Source organism: Mycobacterium sp. SMC-11, assembly GCF_046250095.1.
Classification (GTDB): domain Bacteria; phylum Actinomycetota; class Actinomycetes; order Mycobacteriales; family Mycobacteriaceae; genus Mycobacterium; species Mycobacterium heraklionense_A.
Genome location: NZ_CP176430.1, coordinates 1887280 through 1906162, shown reverse-complemented (window position 1 = coordinate 1906162; position 18883 = coordinate 1887280). Strand labels below are relative to the sequence as shown.

Annotated in this window: 18 protein-coding genes; 9 read left to right on the top strand and 9 right to left on the bottom strand. The window is 69.6% G+C overall.

Annotated features, from left to right (window positions below):
* The first annotated feature begins 18 nt into the window (after positions 1 to 18).
* On the top strand, positions 19 to 651 hold the full coding sequence (locus ACKY0X_RS08900; protein ID WP_409429140.1) for a pyridoxal 5'-phosphate synthase: 633 nt from the start codon (positions 19 to 21) through the stop codon (positions 649 to 651).
* Between the two features lie 27 nt (positions 652 to 678).
* Here ACKY0X_RS08900 and ACKY0X_RS08895 read toward each other — a convergent pair whose 3' ends face one another.
* From ACKY0X_RS08895 to ACKY0X_RS08880, 4 genes are all read right to left on the bottom strand, one after another.
* Complete coding sequence (locus ACKY0X_RS08895) at positions 679 to 1305, bottom strand: DUF2561 family protein (protein ID WP_409429560.1); 627 nt, start codon at positions 1303 to 1305, stop codon at positions 679 to 681.
* An 11-nt stretch (positions 1306 to 1316) separates the two neighbouring features.
* A complete protein-coding gene (locus ACKY0X_RS08890; protein ID WP_409429139.1) occupies positions 1317 to 2231 on the bottom strand; it encodes an MmpS family transport accessory protein in 915 nt (304 codons plus the stop codon).
* Between the two features lie 130 nt (positions 2232 to 2361).
* Entirely contained in the window at positions 2362 to 2781 is a 420-nt protein-coding gene (locus ACKY0X_RS08885) for a cytochrome c oxidase subunit 4 (RefSeq protein ID WP_409429138.1), read from the bottom strand.
* Between the two features lie 10 nt (positions 2782 to 2791).
* Positions 2792 to 3871 carry a cytochrome c oxidase subunit II gene (locus ACKY0X_RS08880; protein ID WP_409429137.1) on the bottom strand — a complete coding sequence of 360 codons (1080 nt, stop codon included), beginning with the start codon at positions 3869 to 3871 and terminating at the stop codon, positions 2792 to 2794.
* Positions 3872 to 4065: 194 nt separating this feature from the next.
* Here ACKY0X_RS08880 and asnB point away from each other — a divergent pair, with 194 nt between their 5' ends.
* Positions 4066 to 6021 (top strand): asparagine synthase (glutamine-hydrolyzing), encoded by a 1956-nt coding sequence (gene asnB / locus ACKY0X_RS08875; protein WP_409429136.1) that lies wholly within the window; start codon positions 4066 to 4068, stop codon positions 6019 to 6021.
* Positions 6022 to 6107: 86 nt separating this feature from the next.
* Here asnB and ACKY0X_RS08870 read toward each other — a convergent pair whose 3' ends face one another.
* The 3 genes from ACKY0X_RS08870 to ACKY0X_RS08860 all read right to left on the bottom strand — a co-directional run bounded on the left by ACKY0X_RS08870 (position 6108) and on the right by ACKY0X_RS08860 (position 8800).
* Positions 6108 to 7082: a carbohydrate kinase family protein gene (locus ACKY0X_RS08870; RefSeq protein ID WP_409429135.1), complete on the bottom strand. Its 975-nt coding sequence runs from the start codon at positions 7080 to 7082 to the stop codon at positions 6108 to 6110.
* Between the two features lie 124 nt (positions 7083 to 7206).
* Positions 7207 to 7563, bottom strand: coding sequence for a HesB/IscA family protein (locus ACKY0X_RS08865; protein ID WP_024440524.1), 357 nt, complete (start codon positions 7561 to 7563; stop codon positions 7207 to 7209).
* Between the two features lie 109 nt (positions 7564 to 7672).
* A complete protein-coding gene (locus tag ACKY0X_RS08860; protein ID WP_409429134.1) occupies positions 7673 to 8800 on the bottom strand; it encodes a glycerate kinase in 1128 nt (375 codons plus the stop codon).
* Positions 8801 to 8869: 69 nt separating this feature from the next.
* On the opposite strand from ACKY0X_RS08860, the gene ACKY0X_RS08855 reads away from it, so the two are divergent.
* From ACKY0X_RS08855 to ACKY0X_RS08835, 5 genes are all read left to right on the top strand, one after another.
* A complete protein-coding gene (locus ACKY0X_RS08855) occupies positions 8870 to 9547 on the top strand; it encodes a DUF3043 domain-containing protein (protein ID WP_409429133.1) in 678 nt (225 codons plus the stop codon).
* 31 nt (positions 9548 to 9578) lie between these two features.
* Positions 9579 to 10637 carry a nicotinate-nucleotide--dimethylbenzimidazole phosphoribosyltransferase gene (gene cobT, locus ACKY0X_RS08850; RefSeq protein WP_409429132.1) on the top strand — a complete coding sequence of 353 codons (1059 nt, stop codon included), beginning with the start codon at positions 9579 to 9581 and terminating at the stop codon, positions 10635 to 10637.
* Entirely contained in the window at positions 10634 to 11368 is a 735-nt protein-coding gene (locus ACKY0X_RS08845; RefSeq protein ID WP_409429131.1) for an adenosylcobinamide-GDP ribazoletransferase, read from the top strand. Before cobT ends, ACKY0X_RS08845 begins: the two co-directional genes overlap by 4 nt.
* 125 nt (positions 11369 to 11493) lie before the next feature.
* Positions 11494 to 11670 (top strand): hypothetical protein, encoded by a 177-nt coding sequence (locus ACKY0X_RS08840; RefSeq protein ID WP_409429130.1) that lies wholly within the window; start codon positions 11494 to 11496, stop codon positions 11668 to 11670.
* Between the two features lie 174 nt (positions 11671 to 11844).
* Positions 11845 to 13977 carry a PE family protein gene (locus ACKY0X_RS08835; RefSeq protein WP_409429129.1) on the top strand — a complete coding sequence of 711 codons (2133 nt, stop codon included), beginning with the start codon at positions 11845 to 11847 and terminating at the stop codon, positions 13975 to 13977.
* Here ACKY0X_RS08835 and ACKY0X_RS08830 read toward each other — a convergent pair.
* The gene (locus ACKY0X_RS08830) at positions 13974 to 15080 is read right to left on the bottom strand and encodes a branched-chain amino acid aminotransferase (protein ID WP_409429128.1); all 1107 of its coding nucleotides are present in this window, start codon (positions 15078 to 15080) and stop codon (positions 13974 to 13976) included. The genes ACKY0X_RS08835 and ACKY0X_RS08830 overlap by 4 nt on opposite strands.
* A gap of 23 nt (positions 15081 to 15103) precedes the next feature.
* On the bottom strand, positions 15104 to 16198 hold the full coding sequence (gcvT, locus tag ACKY0X_RS08825) for a glycine cleavage system aminomethyltransferase GcvT (RefSeq protein WP_409429127.1): 1095 nt from the start codon (positions 16196 to 16198) through the stop codon (positions 15104 to 15106).
* A gap of 32 nt (positions 16199 to 16230) precedes the next feature.
* Between gcvT and ACKY0X_RS08820 the strand changes: the two genes are divergently transcribed.
* Both ACKY0X_RS08820 and ACKY0X_RS08815 read left to right on the top strand, forming a co-directional pair.
* Positions 16231 to 17319: an adenylate/guanylate cyclase domain-containing protein gene (locus tag ACKY0X_RS08820; RefSeq protein WP_409429126.1), complete on the top strand. Its 1089-nt coding sequence runs from the start codon at positions 16231 to 16233 to the stop codon at positions 17317 to 17319.
* 9 nt (positions 17320 to 17328) lie between these two features.
* Positions 17329 to 18873: a leucyl aminopeptidase gene (locus ACKY0X_RS08815; protein ID WP_409429125.1), complete on the top strand. Its 1545-nt coding sequence runs from the start codon at positions 17329 to 17331 to the stop codon at positions 18871 to 18873.
* Positions 18874 to 18883: the final 10 nt, after the last annotated feature.

Sequence of the window (18883 nt, the reverse complement as noted above, 5' to 3'; positions counted from 1 at the left end):
CTGCGCGGGCTGCCCGTTTTGGTTGGTGCGGCACCGGAATTCGACCCGGCGCAAGCACCGGCCGATCCGGTCGCCCTGTTCATCGAGTGGCTGCTGCACGCTGTCGACAGCGGCGTGGCAGAACCCCACGCGATGACGTTGTCGACGGTCGGCGCGGCGACCGGGACTGCCCCAGCGCGGCCGTCGGCGCGGGTGTTGATCCTCAAAGACGTCGACGCCGCCGGTTGGCACTTCGGCGTCAGCTCGGCCAGTCGCAAGGGTGCCGATCTTGACCGCAATCCCGCTGTCTCACTGACGTTTTACTGGCCCACATTGGGCCGTCAGGTCAGGATCGACGGCATGGCACTCCCCGACCCACCCTCGGTGACCGCCGACGACTTCCTGGCCCGCTCGCAAGGCGCCCGGGCGATGGTGCTCACCGGCCGGCAGAGTGAGCCCTACGCCGATCCGGCAGAGATCAGCGAGGCACTCGCCAGGGCACATCTGGAGCTCGAGCACTCCCCTACCCTGGTGCCTGCGGAGTGGGTGTCGTACGCGGTCCGGGCCGACGCCGTCGAATTCTGGCAGGCCGACGCTAGCCGCCGGCACCGCAGGCTGCGCTACGAACGGGACGACGACACCAGCTGGTCAACGACGCTGCTCTGGCCATAGCCAGGCTCGGTGGGACAACGGCGCCGCTCAGCCGAAACGAGACGGCAGCTCCAGTACCTCACCCAGTTGGCGCAGGTACAGCCACGGGATCACCGGCATGGCGGCAGCACCGACCCCGGCCAACCCGTAGCAGACCCACGAGCCGGTGTCTTTGCCGACGGCCATCAGATAGGTCGCCAACGCGACCAAAGTCAACGCGCCGCCCACCGCGCTGGCTAGCACCGTGATGCCACGCAGCAACACCCGGTCCACCTGAGCCTGGTTGGGCAGCACCTGGCGTGTACCGGCCGCCCGCCGGCCCGGAGCATCGAATCCGGGCTGCTGGAGCGGAGCGTCCTGGGCGTTCGGGCGCGGCGGCTTGGCCGGCGCCTGCGGGGGGAAGCCGGGGGGCCGCGGCGGACCGGGCTGGCGCGCGCGGAGCAGCACCGGGATGGCCGCGAGGATGACCAACGCCGAGGCGCCGATCACGATGTAGAGCAGGCCGCTGTGCGAACTCTCGGTCGGCTCGTGAAAGCCTCGCCCGAGATCCACGAGTGCCACTGTGGCCGCCACGCTCATGCCCAGCAGCGTCAGCCAGATCGCTGCGCACGCGCCCAGCAGGATGCGGTCAGTGACCTCCGGGGACTGCCCCGGTCGAATGAATCGATCCACCATGTTCCCGCCGGTCATCCGCAGCTCGTCGCCGGTGCGTCATTGCTGTTGGAGAACAACACCCTACCGTCACTGCTGGTGATCGAGCAGTTGAGTTTGCTCAGCCGCAGCATGCTGGTCGCTTCTACCGAACCGATCTCCGACTGGGAGATCGGTGTCAGGGTCAGCGACCACGGGATGTAGGCGTTGCGCTGTGTACGACGTTGCCCGGAGGCATCCACGTAGGTGATCGTGATCTGGTCGAACGGCGCCTTGGTGCCCGTCACCGAATAAGTCACCTGCAGCGGCTTCGCCTGCGTGGTCGTGGTGGTCTCCTGCGTCGTGGTCGATGGCTCCGGTGCCGGCTCCTCGCTCGCCGGCGGCGGCGGGGGCGGCGGCGGCTCTTCGCTGCTGGGCGGCGGAGGCGGCGGCTCCTCGCTGGTGGGCGGCGGAGGCGGCGGCACCGTGGTGCTGGTGCTGGTCCGGGTGATCTCGTCCTGTACCGGCGGTACCGAGACCGTGCTGCTCGTGGTCGCGGGCGTCGCCAGGTCGTGGGTTTCGGTGCGGGCGAACAGCAATGCCACCGACACCACCAGCGAGACCGCGGCGATGATCACCGTGACGCCGACCACCCACGGCCACCGGGGCGTCTTGGCGCCCGGCTCCGGTTCGTCGGGCACGTCGTAGTTGTCGTAGTCGTAGAGCCGCGGATCCACCGGAACGTAAGGGCCGCTCAGAAACTGCTCGGATTCGGGCGCCGAGTAGGCCTGCGAGTACGCGGTGTTGTCGGCCGGCACGGCGGCCGGAGTGGCCGTCACATCGTCCAGCGGCTGAATCTCCCCACCCGCGCCTGCGTCGGGGGCCCTGTCAGAGGCTAGGTCTGGGGCCGGCTGACCGTTGCCGGAGCCCTCGTCTCCAGAGCCCGCCTCTGGGGGATTCGGCCCGCTCATTCCCGCCTATCCTCTTCAAACCGCCGAGCCACGACCTCACCGGCTGCGGTAGACATCAACCACCGTTGGTCATTGTGCATCGGCAACCCTACCCAAGCGGGTCGACACGGCGGCCGCAGCCGAGATCTGGTCAGTGCTTCTCGGGGCCGATGTAGTACTCGAAGACCAGTCCGGCCACGCTCGACAACACGAACACCACGCCGGCAGCGATCAGCCACGGAAGCCACAGAGCCATACCGACGGCGACCACCGACCCGGACAGCGCGATCAAGATCGGCCACCAGCTGTGCGGGCTGAAGAAACCCAACTCACCGGCGCCGTCACTGACCTCGGCCGCCTCGTAGTCCTCGGGACGGGTGTCCAACCGGCGTGCCACGAACCGGAAGAAGGTAGCCACGATCATGGCCATCATGCCGGTCAGGAACAGCGCGGTGGTGCCGGCCCATTCCACACCGCCGGTGGCGAACTTGCCGGTCAGCACCGCGTAGATCACGCCGACCATCAGGAAGAAGGTGGCGACGAACTCGAACAGCCTGGATTCGATGCGCATGCGGTTGTCCCTACTTGTTGCTGGCTTGCGGGGCTAGCAGGCCACGGCGGCTGTCGAACGGGAACGTGGTGGTCGCCAACGGTTCCTGCTTGATCGCCTCCAGCGCCTCGGCGTTGGTCTTTCCGGCGATGCGCTGATCCAGATAGGCCTTGAAGTCATTGGGCGAGACCACCCGGACTTCGAAGTTCATCATCGCGTGGTAGGTGCCGCACATCTCGGCGCAGTGGCCGACGAACGCGCCTTCCTTGGTGATCTCGGCAACCTGGAAGGTGTTCACCTGGTTGTTGCGCTCGGGCCAGGCGATGACGTCACGCTTGAACAGGAACTCGGGAACCCAGAAGGCGTGGATGACGTCGGCCGAGTTGAGCACGAACTCGATGCGCTTACCGCTGGGCAGCACCAGCACCGGGATCTCTCCGGTGGTGCCGACCGTCTCGATCTTGTCGAAGTTCAGGTAGGTGCGGTCCTCGGTGTTGAGGCCCTGGACCGGCCCGCGCAGTTCCTCACCGTGCGCGTCCACGCCCTCCGGCTTGGACGTCATCGCGTCCTTGCGCGCCTGGTCCACGCCGTCGTAGCTCAGGGTGTGGTCGTGGAAGTCGACCTTCTGGTAACCGAACTTCCAGTTCCACTGGAAGGCGGTGACGTCGACGACCACCTCGGGGTTGGGCTCGTGGTGCAGCATCTTCTCCTGCACCACGACGGTGAAGTAGAAGATCACCGCGACGGCCAGGAACGGCAGGACGGTGAGTCCGAGCTCCAGCGGCATGTTGTAGCCGAACTGGCGCGGCAGCTCGGTGTCGGTCGCCTTCTTGCGGTGGAAGATCATCGACCAGAAGATCATTCCCCAGACGAGCCCACCGATCACCACCGAAGCGATGACCATGCCGATCCACAGCTGGTAGTTCGCCTCAGCCTCGGGCGTGATGCCCTTGGGCCAGCCGAAACCGACCACATCGGTCCAGTCGACGCTGCAACCGCTGAGCGTTACCGCCAGCAGTCCGAGCACGCTGACCGCGGTCAGCGGTCGAAGCAGACGGCGATGTGCAACGCCCTGCCCGCGACGTGTCACGTTGGTGCCTCCTCGAGTCACAGAACGGGCCGACTGACCCGGCGGAGCAGTCGAATACTACGCAGCGTAGACCACCCGGATCACCGAGGTTTGATGTACCTGCCGGTTGGCCGCCCCGGTGTGTTGACCACCTCATCTGGCTCCACAGCTTCTTCGCAGGCCTACATGGGCCTTCGCAGTTCAACGCCGATAGCGGTGCGGCATACTGGGACCCGATGTGTGGACTGCTGGCCTTCGTGTGTGCCCCGGCCGGCACGACACCCGGCCCTGATGTGGCCGAAGTCGCCGGCGCGGTGTCCCGCGCAACCCATCTGATGCGCCACCGCGGCCCGGACGAGCCAGGCGGCATCTGGGCCGGGGACCGCGTGGTGTTCGGGTTCAACCGGCTGTCGTTCATCGACATCGCCCATTCCCACCAGCCCATGCGGTGGGGCCCGCCAGAGGCTCCGGAGCGCTACGAGCTGGTGTTCAACGGCGAGATCTACAACTACCTGGAACTGCGTGATGAGCTGGCCGCCGAACACGGCGCGGTGTTCGCCACCGACGGTGACGGCGAGGCGATCGTCGCGGGCTACCACTACTGGGGCACCGAGGTGCTGTCGCGGCTGCGCGGGATGTTCGCCTTCGCGGTGTGGGACACCGTGGCCGGCGAGCTGTTCTGTGCCCGCGACCCGTTCGGGATCAAGCCGCTGTTCATTGCGTCCGGCCCAGGCGGCACCGTGGTGGGCAGCGAGAAGAAGTGCCTGCTGGATCTTGCTGAAGTCGTGGGGTTTGATGTTGGGGCCACCGCCATCGATACCCGCGCGCTGCAGCACTACACGGTCCTGCAGTACGTGCCGGAACCGGAGACGCTGCACCGCGGTATTCGCCGGCTGGAATCGGGCTGCTATGCCCGGATTCGGCCCGGCGGAGAGCCGGAGACCACCCGCTACTTCCGGCCGCGGTTCGACGCCACCCCGATCACCCGCGACACCGAGCAGGCACGCTACGACGAGATCACCGCGGTGCTGGAGGACTCGGTCGCCAAGCACATGCGGGCTGACGTCACCGTCGGCGCGTTCCTGTCCGGCGGAATCGACTCCACCGCGATCGCCGCGCTGGCGATGCGCCACAACCCCAAACTGATCACTTTCACCACCGGATTCGAGCGGGAGGGCTTCTCCGAGGTCGACGTCGCCGCTGCCTCCGCCGAGGCGATCGGCGCCCGGCACGTGGTCAAGGTGGTCAGCCCGGCCGAGTTCGTCGCCGCCCTGCCCGAGATCGTCTGGTACCTCGACGACCCGGTCGCCGACCCGGCGCTGGTACCGCTGTACTTCATCGCCGCCGAAGCCCGCAAGCACGTCAAGGTGGTGCTCTCCGGCGAAGGCGCCGACGAGCTGTTCGGCGGCTACACGATCTATCGAGAGCCACTGTCGCTGCGACCGTTCGACTACCTGCCGGGACCGGTGCGCCGATCCCTGGGCAAGGCGTCGCGGCCATTGCCCGAGGGCATGCGCGGCAAGAGCCTGCTGCACCGCGGGTCACTCACACTGCAGGAGCGCTACTACGGCAACGCACGCAGCTTCTCCGACGAGCAACTGCGCGCGGTGCTGCCGGGCTTCTCCCCCGACTGGACCCACACCGACGTCACCGCCCCGGTGTATGCCGAGTCCGCCGGTTGGGACCCGGTGGCCCGCATGCAGCACATCGATCTGTTCACCTGGCTGCGCGGCGACATCCTGGTCAAGGCCGACAAGATGACGATGGCCAATTCACTGGAGCTGCGGGTGCCGTTCTTGGACCCGGAGGTGTTCGCGGTCGCGTCGCGCCTGCCGGTGTCGGCCAAGATCACCCGCACCACCACCAAGTACGCGCTGCGTCGGGCGTTGGAGCCGATCATTCCCGCGCATGTGCTGCACCGCCCCAAGCTCGGCTTCCCGGTGCCGCTGCGGCACTGGCTGCGCGCCGGTGAGCTGTTGGAGTGGGCCTACGCCACGGTGGACGCCACCGGCGCCGACCACCTGATCGATGTCGCCGCGGTGCGCACGATGCTCGACGAGCACCGCCTCGGCACCGCCGATCACAGTCGTCGGCTGTGGACCGTGCTGATCTTCATGCTGTGGCACGCGATCTTCGTCGAGCACACCGTGGTGCCGACCATCAGGGAGCCGGACTACCCCGTGCGGCTCTAACCCCCGCGAGGCTCTAACCCCCGCGAGCAGACGTAAAAGCCCCCTGATTCGGCACGAATAGGGGGCTTTTACGTCTGCTCGGCAGATTACTTGAGCGCGGCGTCGATCTCGGCCGCGGCGGCGTCGCCGTAGGCATCCGCCAGGCGGCTCACCGCGGCGGCCCGGTCCCACACCCATTCCTGGGTTCCGGTGGACTCCAGCACCAGCACCGCTACCAGCGAACCGAGCTGCGCGGACCGCTCCAGGCTCAACCCGGCGCTGCGGCCGGTGAGGAAGCCGGCGCGGAACGCGTCGCCGACGCCGGTCGGGTCGGTCTGGGACTTCTCCGGAACCACGCCGACGTGGACGCGGGAGCCGTCCGGCGAGACGATGTCGACGCCGTCGCCGCCCAGGGTGGTCACCCGCAGTCCCACCTGCTTCATGACGTCGGCCTCGGTCCAGCCGGTCTTGGACAGCAGCAGGTCCCACTCGTAGTCGTTGGTGAACAGGTAGGCGGCACCGTCGATGAGCTTACGGATCTCGTCGCCGGTCAGCCGGGCCAGCTGCTGCGACGGGTCAGCGGCGAACGCCAGCCCCAGCTTGCGGCACTCCTCGGTGTGCAAGAACATGGCCTCGGGGTCGTTGGCCCCGACGATCACCAGTTCCGGCTTCCCGGCCGTCTCGACCAGCTTGGCCAGCGAGATGTTGCGGGCCTCCGACATCGCGCCCGGGTAGAACGACGCGATCTGGGCCATGTCTTGGTCGGTGGTGCAGACGAACCGGGCGGTGTGCGCCGTGGTCGAGGTCAGCACGTGGTCGCAGTCGACGCCGTGCGAGACCAGCCACTGCCGGTAGTCGGCGAAGTCAGCACCGGCGGCGCCGACCAGGGCGGCGTCGCCACCGAGCACACCGATGGCGAAGGCGATGTTGCCCGCCACGCCACCCCGGTGCACCACCAGGTCATCGACCAGGAAGCTCAGCGAAACCTTCTGCAGGTGATCGGCCAGCAGCTGTTCGGAGAACCGACCCGGAAAGCGCATCAGATGGTCGGTCGCAATCGAACCGGTCACCGCAATCGTCACTGAACAATCCCCCTCATATCGTCACCATTGGGCCTGGATGTGGATACCCACGGTAGCGCCCCGGTGCCACCTGCTCGGCGCCGGGCAGCACAAAACCCGCGGCGCAGGAGATGAAATCAGGTGCTCAGTTGAACGAATCGCCGCACGAGCACGAGCCGCCGGCGTTGGGGTTCTCGATGGTGAAGCCCTGCTTGTCGATCTGGTCGGCGTAGCCGATCTCGGCACCCTGCAGGTACGGCGCGCTCATCCGGTCGACGGTCAGCGTGACGCCGTTGAACTCCGCGACCACGTCACCGTCAAGGCTGCGGTCGTCGAAGAACAGGTTGTAGCGCAGGCCGGCGCAGCCGCCCGGCTGGACCGAGATCCGCAGGGTCAGGTCGTCACGACCCTCCTGTTCCAGCAGCGCCTTCACCTTGGCCGCGGCCTCATCGGTCAAGACCACGCCGTGAGACTCGGTGGTCGACTGATCCTGGACAGTCATTGCGTCTCCCTATTGCGGTTGATCATGGGGGCGGGTCCGGCCTCGACTCGAGGCGCTCGAACCCACCACAACAACGATACCCTGCGCCAACGTGTTCCCTACCGACGATTCACCCGGGTGAACCCGCCGGACGCCCACCGATCTGCGCCGCTGTGACGCTGGTCAGCCCGATCAGCTGGTTGGCAGCGTCGATCAAGGCCAGCCGCACGGAGCCGGCATAGTCGGCGATTGCCCGGGCGGCCAGCACCCCGGCCGACCGCAGGGCGGGTTCGTCCAGGCTGATCTGTCCGGCCAGGACCAGCAGCGGTAACTCCCGCGCGCGGGCCGCCGCCGCCAGCGAACCGACCACCTTTCCGTGCAGCGACTGCTGATCGAAGTGGCCCTCGCCGGTGACCAGGACGTCGGTGTCGGCGAGCGCGGCCTCCAGACCGGTGTGGCGGGCCACGATCTCGGACCCGGATTCGATGGTGCCGCCCAGCGCCAGCACGGCTGCCCCGATTCCTCCTGCTGCCCCGGCGCCCGACGCCGCGCTGGCCTCCCACCCGGCGGCGGCGTCTAGTTCGGTCGCCCAAGCGGCCAGCCTGCTTTCGAGTACCGCGACCGTGGCGGCGTCGGCGCCCTTCTGCGGCCCGAACACACGGGCCGAGCCCCACGGGCCCAGCAGCGGATATTCCACGTCGCAGGCGGCGACCAATTCGACCCCCGTGAGCCGCCGGCGTCCAGCGGCCAGGCCACCTAGTTCATCGACCATGCCGCGACCGCCGTCGGTACACGCACTGCCGCCGAGCCCGATGACGATCCGCTGCGCCCCGGCCGCCAGCGCGGCGGCGACGAGCTGTCCCACCCCCATGCTGTGGGCAAGTAGCGCCGTCCGCGGCGACGGCGGTTCGCCGAGCACTCCCAACCCACAGGCCTGGGCACATTCCAGATAGGCCGTTTTGGAAGCGGCATCCCAGACCCATTCGGCGTCGACCGGGTCATCCAGCGGTCCGCTGACCCGGACCTGCTCCACCGTGCCCAGCACGCTGGCCAGCACTGCGACGAAGCCCGGGCCGCCGTCGGACTGCGGTGCGATCGCCAGCCGGTCGTGGGGTCGGCTGCGATGCCAGCCCGTCGAGATGGCGGCGGCGGCCTGCACCGCGGTCAGAGTCTCGCCGAAACAGTCCGGCGCGATCAGCACCCGAAGCGCCCGCGCCCGAGGACCGGCCGAGCCGCCGGAACCCGGGTGATCAGCCATCACTGCAGCGTATAGAGCCGCGCGGACGGCGCCGCAGGCCGGGCGGACCGGGCAAGTAATCTGGCGGGCGTGAAGTTGCCGGGGCGTAGAAAAGACGAGACTCAGTCCGCTGAGTCCGTGGTCTCCGCCGTCTCTCTCGACGGCGACGAGTCTGAGGGCGCCGCTCGTGGCGGCGTCACCGCGCCCAAAGGCCGGCCGACCCCCAAGCGCAGCGCCGCGGCCAAGCGTCGCGGCCCGGTGGCGCCGGCTCCGATGACCTCCGCGGAGGCCCGGGCCCGGCGCAAGTCGCTGGCCGGCCCGAAGCTGAGCAAGGAAGAGCGCCGGATCGCGAAGGCCGAGCGTCGTGAGCGGATGGCCGACCGCCGGGAACGGATGCTGTCCGGCGACGAGGCGGCGCTGCTGGAACGCGACCGCGGCCCGGTGCGCCGGTACGTTCGCGACATCGTCGACGCCCGCTACAACCTGCTGGGCCTGTTCATGCCGGTCGCGCTGGGCCTGATGTTCATCATGATGGCGGTCCCGCAGGTCCAGTACTACATTTCGCCGGCGATGATGCTGCTGATGGTCTTGATGGCCGTCGACGGGGTGCTGGTGGCCCGCAAGGCCGGCCGGATGGCTGACGCCAAGTTCCCGAACAATGTCGAAAGCCGTTGGAAGCTGGGGCTGTACGCCGCCAGCCGCGCATCCACACTGCGCCGCATGCGGGCACCGCGCCCGCAGGTGCGGCGCGGCGAACGCCTCGACTGAGCCCGAATCGGGGCCGACAACCTTGGAATTCGTGGATTTCCCACCGGTCAGCCCACCCGATGCCGCGGTGGCAGCAGCCGCCCGGGCCCGGCAGGACTCACTGACCAAACCGGCGGGTTCACTGGGCCGACTGGAGGCCCTCTCGGTGTGGGCGGCGGCCTGTCAAGGGCAGTGTCCGCCACGACAGTTCGAGCGCGTCCGCGTTGTGGTGTTCGCCGGCGATCACGGCGTAACCCGGGGACGGGTGTCTGCCTACCCCGCAGAGGTGACGGCACAGATGGTCGCCAACATCGACCGGGGCGGCGCGGCCATCAACGCGCTGGCCGCGATCGGCGGGGCCGGGGTGCGGGTGGTGGACATTGCCGTCAACGACGGTGCGACCGACTCCCCCGCGATGTCGACAGGGCCCGGTGTCTACAAGGTGCGACGCGGCAGCGGTGACATCACGAGCGAGGACGCCCTGACCGCCGAGGAGACCCTGGCCGCGGTCGAGGCCGGCCGGTGCATCGCCGACGAGGAAGTCGACGGTGGCGCAGATCTGCTCATCCCCGGCGATATGGGGATCGGAAACACCACCGTCTCAGCCACATTGATCGCAGCGCTGACCGGCGCCGAACCTTCCGACGTGGTCGGCCACGGGACGGGCATCGATGACGCCGGCTGGGCGCGCAAGACCGCGGCGGTGCGCGACGCCCTGTTCCGGTCCCGGACGCAGCACGCCGACCCGCTTTCGCTGCTGCGCTGTTGCGGTGGTGCCGACTTCGCGGCCCTGGCGGGTTTCTGTGCCCAGGCCGCGGTGCGGCGCACCCCGGTGCTGCTCGACGGTCTGGCGTCGACGGCCGCCGCGCTGGTCGCCGACCGGCTGGCCCCGGGCGCGCGGGCATGGTGGCAGGCCGGCCACCGCTCCCCCGAGCCGGCACACGCGCTGGCCTGCGCGGCACTGGGATTGGAGCCGATCCTGGATCTGGGGATGCGGTTGGGCGAGGGCACCGGTGCCGCGGTTGCGCTGCCGGTACTGCGCGCCGCGGTCGCGGCATTGTCGTCGATGTCGACGTTTGCTGAGGCCGGCGTCAGCGACCGATCATCGTGATCGCTTCCCTGGCAGCGTCTTTCGCCTTCGGAACGATTCTTCCCGTTCCCACCGACCGACCGCCGGGCCGCGGGGCGATGACCGCGTTCCCCGTGGTCGGCGCCGCTCTCGGCGCGCTGGCCGCGGCCGTGGTGTGGGCCGGCGAATACGCCTTCGGCCCGGGCAGCCCGGTGACCGGCCTACTGGCCGTGGCGGCGCTGTTGGCCGCCACTCGAGGACTGCACATCGACGGGGTGGCCGACACGGCTGACGGCTTGGGGTGCGCCCGGCCCGCCGCGCAGGCGCTGCAGGTGATGCGTGAGGGGTCGACCGGCCCGTTCGGGGTCGTCGCGGTGGTGTTGGTGATCGGTCTGCAGGCCACGACCTTCCCGATGCTGGGCGCGGGGCAGATCGTGCTCGCGGTCTGCGCAGGCCGGGTGGCCGCGGTGTTGGCCTGCCGGCGCTCGGTGCCCGCCGCGGCCGGAAGCATGCTGGGCGCCACGGTGGCCGGCAGTCAGCCGCTACCGGTTGCGGCCGCCTGGGTGGTGGCACTGCTGGCCGCCGCGATACCTGCCGGCTCGGCGCCGTGGCAGGGGCCGGTTGCGGTCGCCGCAGCCCTGATTTGCGCCGCTATGCTGGTAAAACGCTGTGTGCGCCGCTTTGGTGGCATCACTGGCGATGTGCTCGGGGCCGTCATCGAGTGGACGGTAACACTGCTCGCGGCAGCGCTCGCCGCCCTGACCAGCGGTTGAGCATCGCTTCTTTTTCGCATCCTTTCCGGACTTCCGGACATTTCTCCGACACGATGTGTTACACCCAAATGATCTTTGTAGAAATTGCGTCGGTGATTAACATCGTGATCCTGGGAGGGAACTGGATGTCACGCCATCAGCACTACAGCAAGCGGAGTCGGGAATCACGCAAGGCGATGAACGACGGCGCCGCTGATGACGACGACGTTGACGACGACTACCCCGACTGTTGCGAGCGCTTGGTTGTGGATTGGTCACCGGTGGCCGACGACGCCGACTTGCCGCCGGACCCGGTGAGCTGAGCCCCGTCCGCTGGCATTGGCGATTCCAATGCCGATCGCGCAGACCTGCCGCTACGTAGTGCACTCCCCCATGCGCGAAAAGTGCGGTAGTCGACTACTGCACTCACCCCCTGCTCAGCTCCCCTAAGTTCCGTGCATAGCGAATTGCCAGGTTCCTCGGGGAAGGAAACGGCTATGTCCGGTCCGCGTCGTAGTCCAACAACTCAAGCCCGTCTGACCAGGTTGGGCGGCACGGCGGGTGCATTCCTGGCGTTTGGGCTCAGCCCACTGGCCAGCGTGCCTCCGGCCCAGGCCGACCCACTTGCCGACTGGATCATCGATCTGTTCGATCCGGCGAACTGGTCGTGGCTGAGCGTCGAGAGCACCGGCGGCCTGGAAACAGCGGACTGGACTGGTTTGCTGTCCAGTCTTGGCGACCCTGCCAGCCCCGGGCTGGCGCTGTCGCCGGCCGCCCCCACCATGGCCGAGTTGTTCGACACCTGGATCTACACACCGATACACGACGCCGGCCAGGCCTGGCTGGCCACCCAGTCCGGCATCGACATCAGCACCTGGATCAACGAGACCTTCGGCAATGGGCAAATGCTCATCGGAAACGGTGCCGACGGGATCGACGGCGGCACCACCGAACAGGCCATGGGCGGCGCCGGTGGACTGTGGTTCGGTGACGGCGGCGACGGCGGCACCGCGTTCGGCGGTATCGGCGGCCAGGGGGGCAACGCCGGGTTCTTCGGCAACGGCGGCACGGGCGGCGACGACGGGCCGGGCGGGGCGGACGGCTGGTTCGGACGTGCCGGAGACGGCGGGGCCGGCGGCACCTTCATGGGCAACGGAGGCGACGGCGGGGCAGGCGGCTTCGGCGCCAACGGCGGACAGGGCGGCCACGGCGGGACCGGCGGAGACGCCGTGGCCTGGTTGTTCGGCAATGGGGGGGCCGGTGGGGCCGGCGGGGCCGGAGACAACGGCGCAACCGGCCTCACCGGCGGCGACGGGGGCTACGGCGGCGACGGCGGCAGCACCACCGCGCTCTTCGGTGACGGCGGCATCGGCGGGGCCGGCGGCGCGGGCGGCCACGGCGGCTCCGGCGGCGCCATGGGCAACGGCGGCGACGGCGGCTACGGCGGGCACGGTGGAAACACCGCCTCCGGTGTCGCCGGCGGCGGCGGTGCGGGCGGCCGCGCGGGCAATGGCGGTGACGGGGGCACCACCTCCGGCAGCGGCGGAAACGGCGGCAGCGGCGGGCACGGCGGCAACAGCGGTTCGGGATCCGGCAACGCCGCACGCAATGCGGGCGTCGGCGGGGACGGCGGCCGCGGCGGCGACGGCGGCAAGGGTAACGGCGCCAGCCACGGTGCGGGTGCCGGTGGATGGGGCGGCTGGGGCGGCTTCGGCAATATCGGCGGCGCGGGGGGCGACGGCGGTGATGGTGGTAACGGGATCGGCGGGGCGATCGGCAATTACGGCGGTTCCGGCGGGTCGTCGGGGGCCGGCGTCACCGCCGTCGGTGCCGGCGGCAACGGTGGCCACGGCGGTGCCGACGGTGGCGGAGTAGGCGGGGTCGGCGGCTCCGGCGCAGCAGCCGCCAGCGGCAGCAATGCAGGCGGTGGAGGCGGCGGGGGCGGCGGCATCGGCAGTGCGGGTGGCACCGGCGGCGCCGGCGGCGCGGGGGGTGCCGCCGGGGCCGGTAGCGGCCTGTCCTTCACCGGAGATTGGGCGGGCATCGGTGGCGGGGGCGGCCGCGGCGGCACCGGCGGTGCCGGTGTGGGCCTCGGTAGCACCGGCGGTGCGGGCGGCCACGGCGGCCAGGGTGGCGACGGCACCGGTATCGGCGGCCGGGGCGGTGGCTACGGCATCGGCGGTAGCGGCGGCGTGGGTGGCGACGGCGGCGTTGCCTTCAACGGCGCGACCGGCGGCGCGGGCGGCGAGGGAGGCGTCGGCGGCAATGGCACCGGCGGCAGCTTCGCCGTCGGGCAGGGCGCCATCGGCGGCGTCGGCGGCGACGGCGGCCGGGGCGGCTACGTCGATGGCTCCGTCGATGCGGGCGCCGACGGCTACAACGACCTGCTTGGTGGCGCAGGCGGCGACGGCGGTGCCGGCGGCAACGCGACCACTGCCGCCGCGGGCACCGCCACCGGCGGGTTCGGCGGCACCGGCGGCCAGGGCGGGGTCGCCCACCCCGGCGCGGATGGCATCGGCGGTGTGGGCGGCGCGGGCCAAACCGTCACCGACGGCTTCGGGGCCAACGGCGGGCCCGGCGGCCCCGGCGGTATTGATGGCACACCCGGTACACCGGGCACGCCGGGCTAATCCAGCCGGGCCATCCACCCATGAGTGTCGGCGAAGGTGCCGCGCTGGATTCCGGTCAAAGTGTCGCGCAGCGCCATGGTGACCTCACCGGGCTCGCCGTCGGCGATGGTGAACTCGCCGTCCGCGGATTTGACCTGCGACACCGGGGTGATGACCGCGGCCGTCCCGCAGGCGAACACCTCGGTGATCTCTCCGGAAGCGGCCTTCTTCTGCCATTCACTGACGTCGATTTTGCGTTCTTCGACACTGAATCCAGCGTCAGTGGCCAACTGCAGCAACGAATCCCGTGTGATGCCGGGCAGCAGTGAGCCGGACAGCTCCGGGGTGACCAGGCGCGCCGAGCCACCGGTGCCGAACACGAAGAACAGGTTCATCCCGCCCATCTCTTCGACGTAGCGCCGCTCCGCCGCATCCAGCCACACCACCTGGTCGCAGCCGTTGTCGGCGGCCTGCGCCTGGGCGACCAGCGACGCGGCGTAGTTACCGCCGAACTTGGCGGCGCCGGTACCGCCGGGACAGGCCCGCACGAACTCCGTCGACAGCCAGACACTGACCGGCTTGATCCCGCCCTTGAAGTACGCCCCGGCCGGTGAGCCCATCACCAGGCAGCGGTACTCGTTGGCCGGGCGAACGCCCAGTCCCGGCTCGGTGGCGAAGACGAATGGGCGCAGGTACAGCGACTCCTCGCCGCCCGCCGCCGGAACCCAGGCGCCGTCCACGGCAATCAACTGCCGCAGCGACTCGATGAACAGATCGTCGGGCAGCTCCGGGATGGCCAGCCGGCGCGACGATGCCCGCATCCGGGCAGCGTTCGCCTCGGGCCGGAACGAGACGATCGATCCATCGGTCCACCGGTAGGCCTTGAGCCCTTCGAAGACTTCTTGCGCGTAGTGCAGGACGATGGCCGACGGGTCCAGTTCGATGGGCCCGTACGGGATGACCCGCGCATTGTGCCAACCCGCGTCTCTCGCGTAGTCGATCGACACCATGTGGTCGGTGTGGTACTTGCCGAAACCCGGCTCCGCCAAAATGGATTCGCGCACCTCGTCGGGCGTCGGATTTGCGGTGACCGACACGTGGAACTCGAGGAGGCTGCTCGTCATGCAGCGATTGTATAACCGGTGCGCTAGCGGGTTTTTGCCGTGACGAACGGCGGCGTCACCACCTCGCATTCGACGGCGCGGCCACGCACGTCGACGGTGAGCTGGGCACCATCTTCAACACCCGCATCTACGTCGATCAGCGCCAGGGCAATGCCGGCCTTCAGCGTCGGCGAGAACGTGCCCGAGGTGGTGACCCCGACCCGGCGGTCGCCGTCGAGCACGGCCAGGTCGGCACGCAACACTCCCCTTCCCGTGGCGCGCAGGCCGCGCAGCAGCCGCGCGGGGCCGGCGGCCTTCTCTGCCAGCAGCGCGTCGCGGCCGAAGAACGATTCCTTCTTCCAACCGATCGCCCAACCACAGCGGGCCTGCAGCGGCGAGATGCTCGGCGACAGTTCGTGCCCGTGCAGCGCGTAGCCCATCTCGGTGCGCAGGGTGTCGCGGGCTCCCAGACCGGCCGGCTCACCGCCGATCGGCTGCACGGCCTCCACCAGTGCGTCGAACACCACCCCGGCGGATTCCCACTCCGGCAGCAGCTCGTAGCCGTGTTCACCGGTGTAGCCGGACCGACACACCCGTACCGGCACGCCGTCGTAGGAAGCATCGGCGAACGCCATGTAATCCATCTCGGTGGGCAGACCAAGACCCGCCACCACCTCGGCCGATCGCGGACCCTGTACCGCCAGCACCGCGCGCGAACGGTGTTCGTCGGTGATCGTCACCCCTGCCGGCGCGGCCTCCTGCAGCACAGCCACCACGGCCGCGGTGTTGGCGGCATTGGGCACCAGAAAGATCTCGTCGTCGGAGATGTAGTAGGCGATCAAGTCGTCGATAACGCCACCGGATTCGTTGCAGCACAAGGTGTATTGGGCTTGCCCTGGCACGATTCTGGTCAGGTCGTTGGTGAGCGTCGCATTGACGAAGGCTGCCGCGCCCGGGCCGCGAACGGTCGCCTTGCCCAGGTGGCTGACGTCGAACAGACCCACGCTGGCGCGGGTGGCATTGTGCTCGGCGACGGTGCCGGCGTAGGACACCGGCATCAGCCACCCGCCGAACTCGGCGAAGCTGGCGCCCAGCGCGCGGTGACGGTCTTCCAGGGGTCCGTGTTGCAGTTCGCTCACGTCAAGCCACCCTAATCGGCACACTTGTATAAATGGTGGATTGGGATGCGCTCGAAGCTGCCGGTATCGCTGACGCCAGGAACCGTGCGGGCCTGGTCGAGTATCTCGACGGTCTGGGTTTCTCCGCCGAAGAGATGGCCGACGCCGAGCGCCGGGGCCGATTGTTCGGCCTGGCCGGTGACGCGGTCGGGCGTTCCGGCCCACCGGACTACACGTTGCGCACCGCCGCCGAGGCGTTGGGTGTGTCAGTCGACGACGTCGCGCAGGCCTGGCGGATGCTCGGGCTCAGCGTTCCCAGCCCCGACACGCCCGCGCTGAGCCAGGCCGACGTGGACGGGTTGGCCACCTGGGTCCAGATGCGGTCCTACCTCGGCGAGCCGGTCGACGGCTTCCTACGGGTGCTGGGCGCGACGATGGCGCGCCTGGCCGAGGCGGAGTCGTCGATGATCCGGCTCAGCGCGCCCGACATGTGGTTGGGCCACACCCGCGACGAACTGCGCACCGCCCGGGCCTGGCGGTCGGTCGCCGAATACATCCCGCGCATCGGCGCGATGATCGACGCCGTCCACCGCCAGCACCAGGTCAGCCACCGCACCTTCCTCGAGGGGCTGGCCGGCGGGCCGGCGGCCAGCCTGATGTGCGGCGTCGGATTCGCCGACCTGACCGGTTTCACCGCGCTGACGCGGGTCCTCACGTCCGCGGAGCTGGCCACGCTGCTCACCGATTTCGCCGGCACCGTCGCCGACGTCGTGCATTGCGACGGAGGGCGGGTGGTCAAGTTCATCGGCGACGCGGTGATGTGGGTGAGCGCGACCGGGGACCTGCTGGCCCGGGCCGCGATCGACCTGGTCGACCATCCCAAGGCCCGCAAAGCCGGACTGCAGGTACGCGCCGGGGTGGCCTACGGCGAGATGCTCGCGATCAACGGCGACTACTTCGGCACCCCGGTCAATCTGGCCGCGCGCCTGGTGGATGCGGCCGTACCCGGCCAGGTGCTGGCGTCTACCTGCGTCCGCGAAGAACTGCCCGACTGGCCGGCCACCCTTCAGGAACCGTTGACGCTCAAGGGTTTCGACGAGCCCGTCCCGGCATACGAATTGCACCCGAACCCAGATCGTTAGGGTGTGCTTGTGAGCACCGAACCCGGATACCCCGCCCCCTCCGTCACCGTCGCCGCCTCGCTGCCCTCGAACGCCGATGAGGCCGTGCTGATCGTGCCGGTCGTCTCGGCCGGTGACGAGGCTGAATCCACCGCGTCGGTCGCCACTACCGAGCCGGCGCTGCCCGCCGAGGCGATCGCCGAGATCGAGGCGGGACTGCGTGCGCTGGGCGCCAAGGGCGGCAGTGAGCAGGTGCATCGGCTGGTGGTGGCGTCACTGCCGGTGGCCAGCGTGGTGACCGTCGGGCTGGGCAAGGCGCGCGATTCCTGGTCGGCCGACACCGTTCGCCGGGCCGCCGGCAATGCGGCGCGTTCCCTGAACGGCACCGCCACGGTGATCAGTGCGCTGAGCGGGCTGCCCGGCGACGGGGTGCTCGCCGCCAGTGTCGAGGGACTGCTGCTGGGCGGCTACCGCTTCACCGCGTTCCGCAGCGAGAAGACCGCCCCCAAGGAACCGGGCCTGCGCGCGGTGACCGTGCTGTCCACCACCGCCGACGCCGAGGCGCAGGCGGCGCGCGGCGCCGACATCGCGGCCGCGGTGGCCACCGCCCGCGACTTCGTCAACACTCCGCCCAGTCACCTGTTTCCGGCCGAATTCGCCGACCGCGCCAAGGCGCTGGGCGAGGGGGCCGGACTGGAGGTCGAGGTGCTTGACGAGCAGGCGCTTGCCGAGGCCGGCTACGGCGGAGTGATCGGTGTCGGTCAAGGCTCCTCGCGCCCGCCGCGTCTGGTGCGGTTGATCCACCGCGGATCACGCCTGCGCGACGACCCGGACGGCGCCAAGAAGGTGGCGCTGGTCGGCAAGGGCATCACCTTCGACACCGGTGGCATCTCGATCAAGCCGGCTGCCTCGATGCATCACATGACCTCCGACATGGGCGGGGCCGCTGCGGTGATCGCGACGGTGGTGCTGGCCGCCCGCCGCGGCCTGCCGATCGACGTGACCGCGACCGTGCCGATGGCCGAGAACATGCCGTCGTCCACCGCGCAGCGCCCGGGCGATGTGCTCACCCAGTACGGCGGCATCACCGTCGAGGTGCTCAACACCGACGCCGAGGGCCGGCTGATCCTGGCCGACGCGATCGTGCGGGCCTGCGAGGACAACCCGGACTATCTCATCGAGACCTCGACGCTGACCGGCGCACAGACCGTTGCACTGGGCGCGCGCATTCCCGGCGTGATGGGCTCGGACGACTTCCGCGATCGGGTGGCGTCCATCTCGCAGGCCGTCGGCGAGAACGGCTGGCCGATGCCGCTGCCCGACGAGCTCAAAGAGGAGCTGAAGTCGACGGTGGCCGACCTGGCCAACGTCAGTGGTCAGCGTTTCGCCGGGATGCTGGTCGCCGGGGTGTACCTGCGTGAGTTCGTCGCCGACGGCGTCGACTGGGTCCACATCGACGTTGCGGGACCGGCCTACAACTCCGGCGGCGCCTGGGGCTACACCGGCAAGGGCGGCACCGGGGTGCCGACGCGCACCATGTTCGCGGTTCTGGAAGACATCGCCGCGAAGGGATGACCGACGGCGG

Bases quoted from the DNA above. Each gene is read 5' to 3' on its own strand.
- ACKY0X_RS08895 (WP_409429560.1), bottom strand. From the start codon at position 1,305: ATGGTGGATCGATTCATTCGACCGGGGCAGTCCCCGGAGGTCACTGAC.
- ACKY0X_RS08890 (WP_409429139.1), bottom strand. From the start codon at position 2,231: ATGAGCGGGCCGAATCCCCCAGAGGCGGGCTCTGGAGACGAGGGCTCC.
- ACKY0X_RS08885 (WP_409429138.1), bottom strand. From the start codon at position 2,781: ATGCGCATCGAATCCAGGCTGTTCGAGTTCGTCGCCACCTTCTTCCTG.
- asnB (WP_409429136.1), top strand. From the start codon at position 4,066: ATGTGTGGACTGCTGGCCTTCGTGTGTGCCCCGGCCGGCACGACACCC.
- ACKY0X_RS08865 (WP_024440524.1), bottom strand. From the start codon at position 7,563: ATGACTGTCCAGGATCAGTCGACCACCGAGTCTCACGGCGTGGTCTTG.
- ACKY0X_RS08860 (WP_409429134.1), bottom strand. From the start codon at position 8,800: ATGGCTGATCACCCGGGTTCCGGCGGCTCGGCCGGTCCTCGGGCGCGG.
- ACKY0X_RS08840 (WP_409429130.1), top strand. From the start codon at position 11,494: ATGTCACGCCATCAGCACTACAGCAAGCGGAGTCGGGAATCACGCAAG.
- ACKY0X_RS08835 (WP_409429129.1), top strand. From the start codon at position 11,845: ATGTCCGGTCCGCGTCGTAGTCCAACAACTCAAGCCCGTCTGACCAGG.
- ACKY0X_RS08830 (WP_409429128.1), bottom strand. From the start codon at position 15,080: ATGACGAGCAGCCTCCTCGAGTTCCACGTGTCGGTCACCGCAAATCCG.
- ACKY0X_RS08820 (WP_409429126.1), top strand. From the start codon at position 16,231: ATGGTGGATTGGGATGCGCTCGAAGCTGCCGGTATCGCTGACGCCAGG.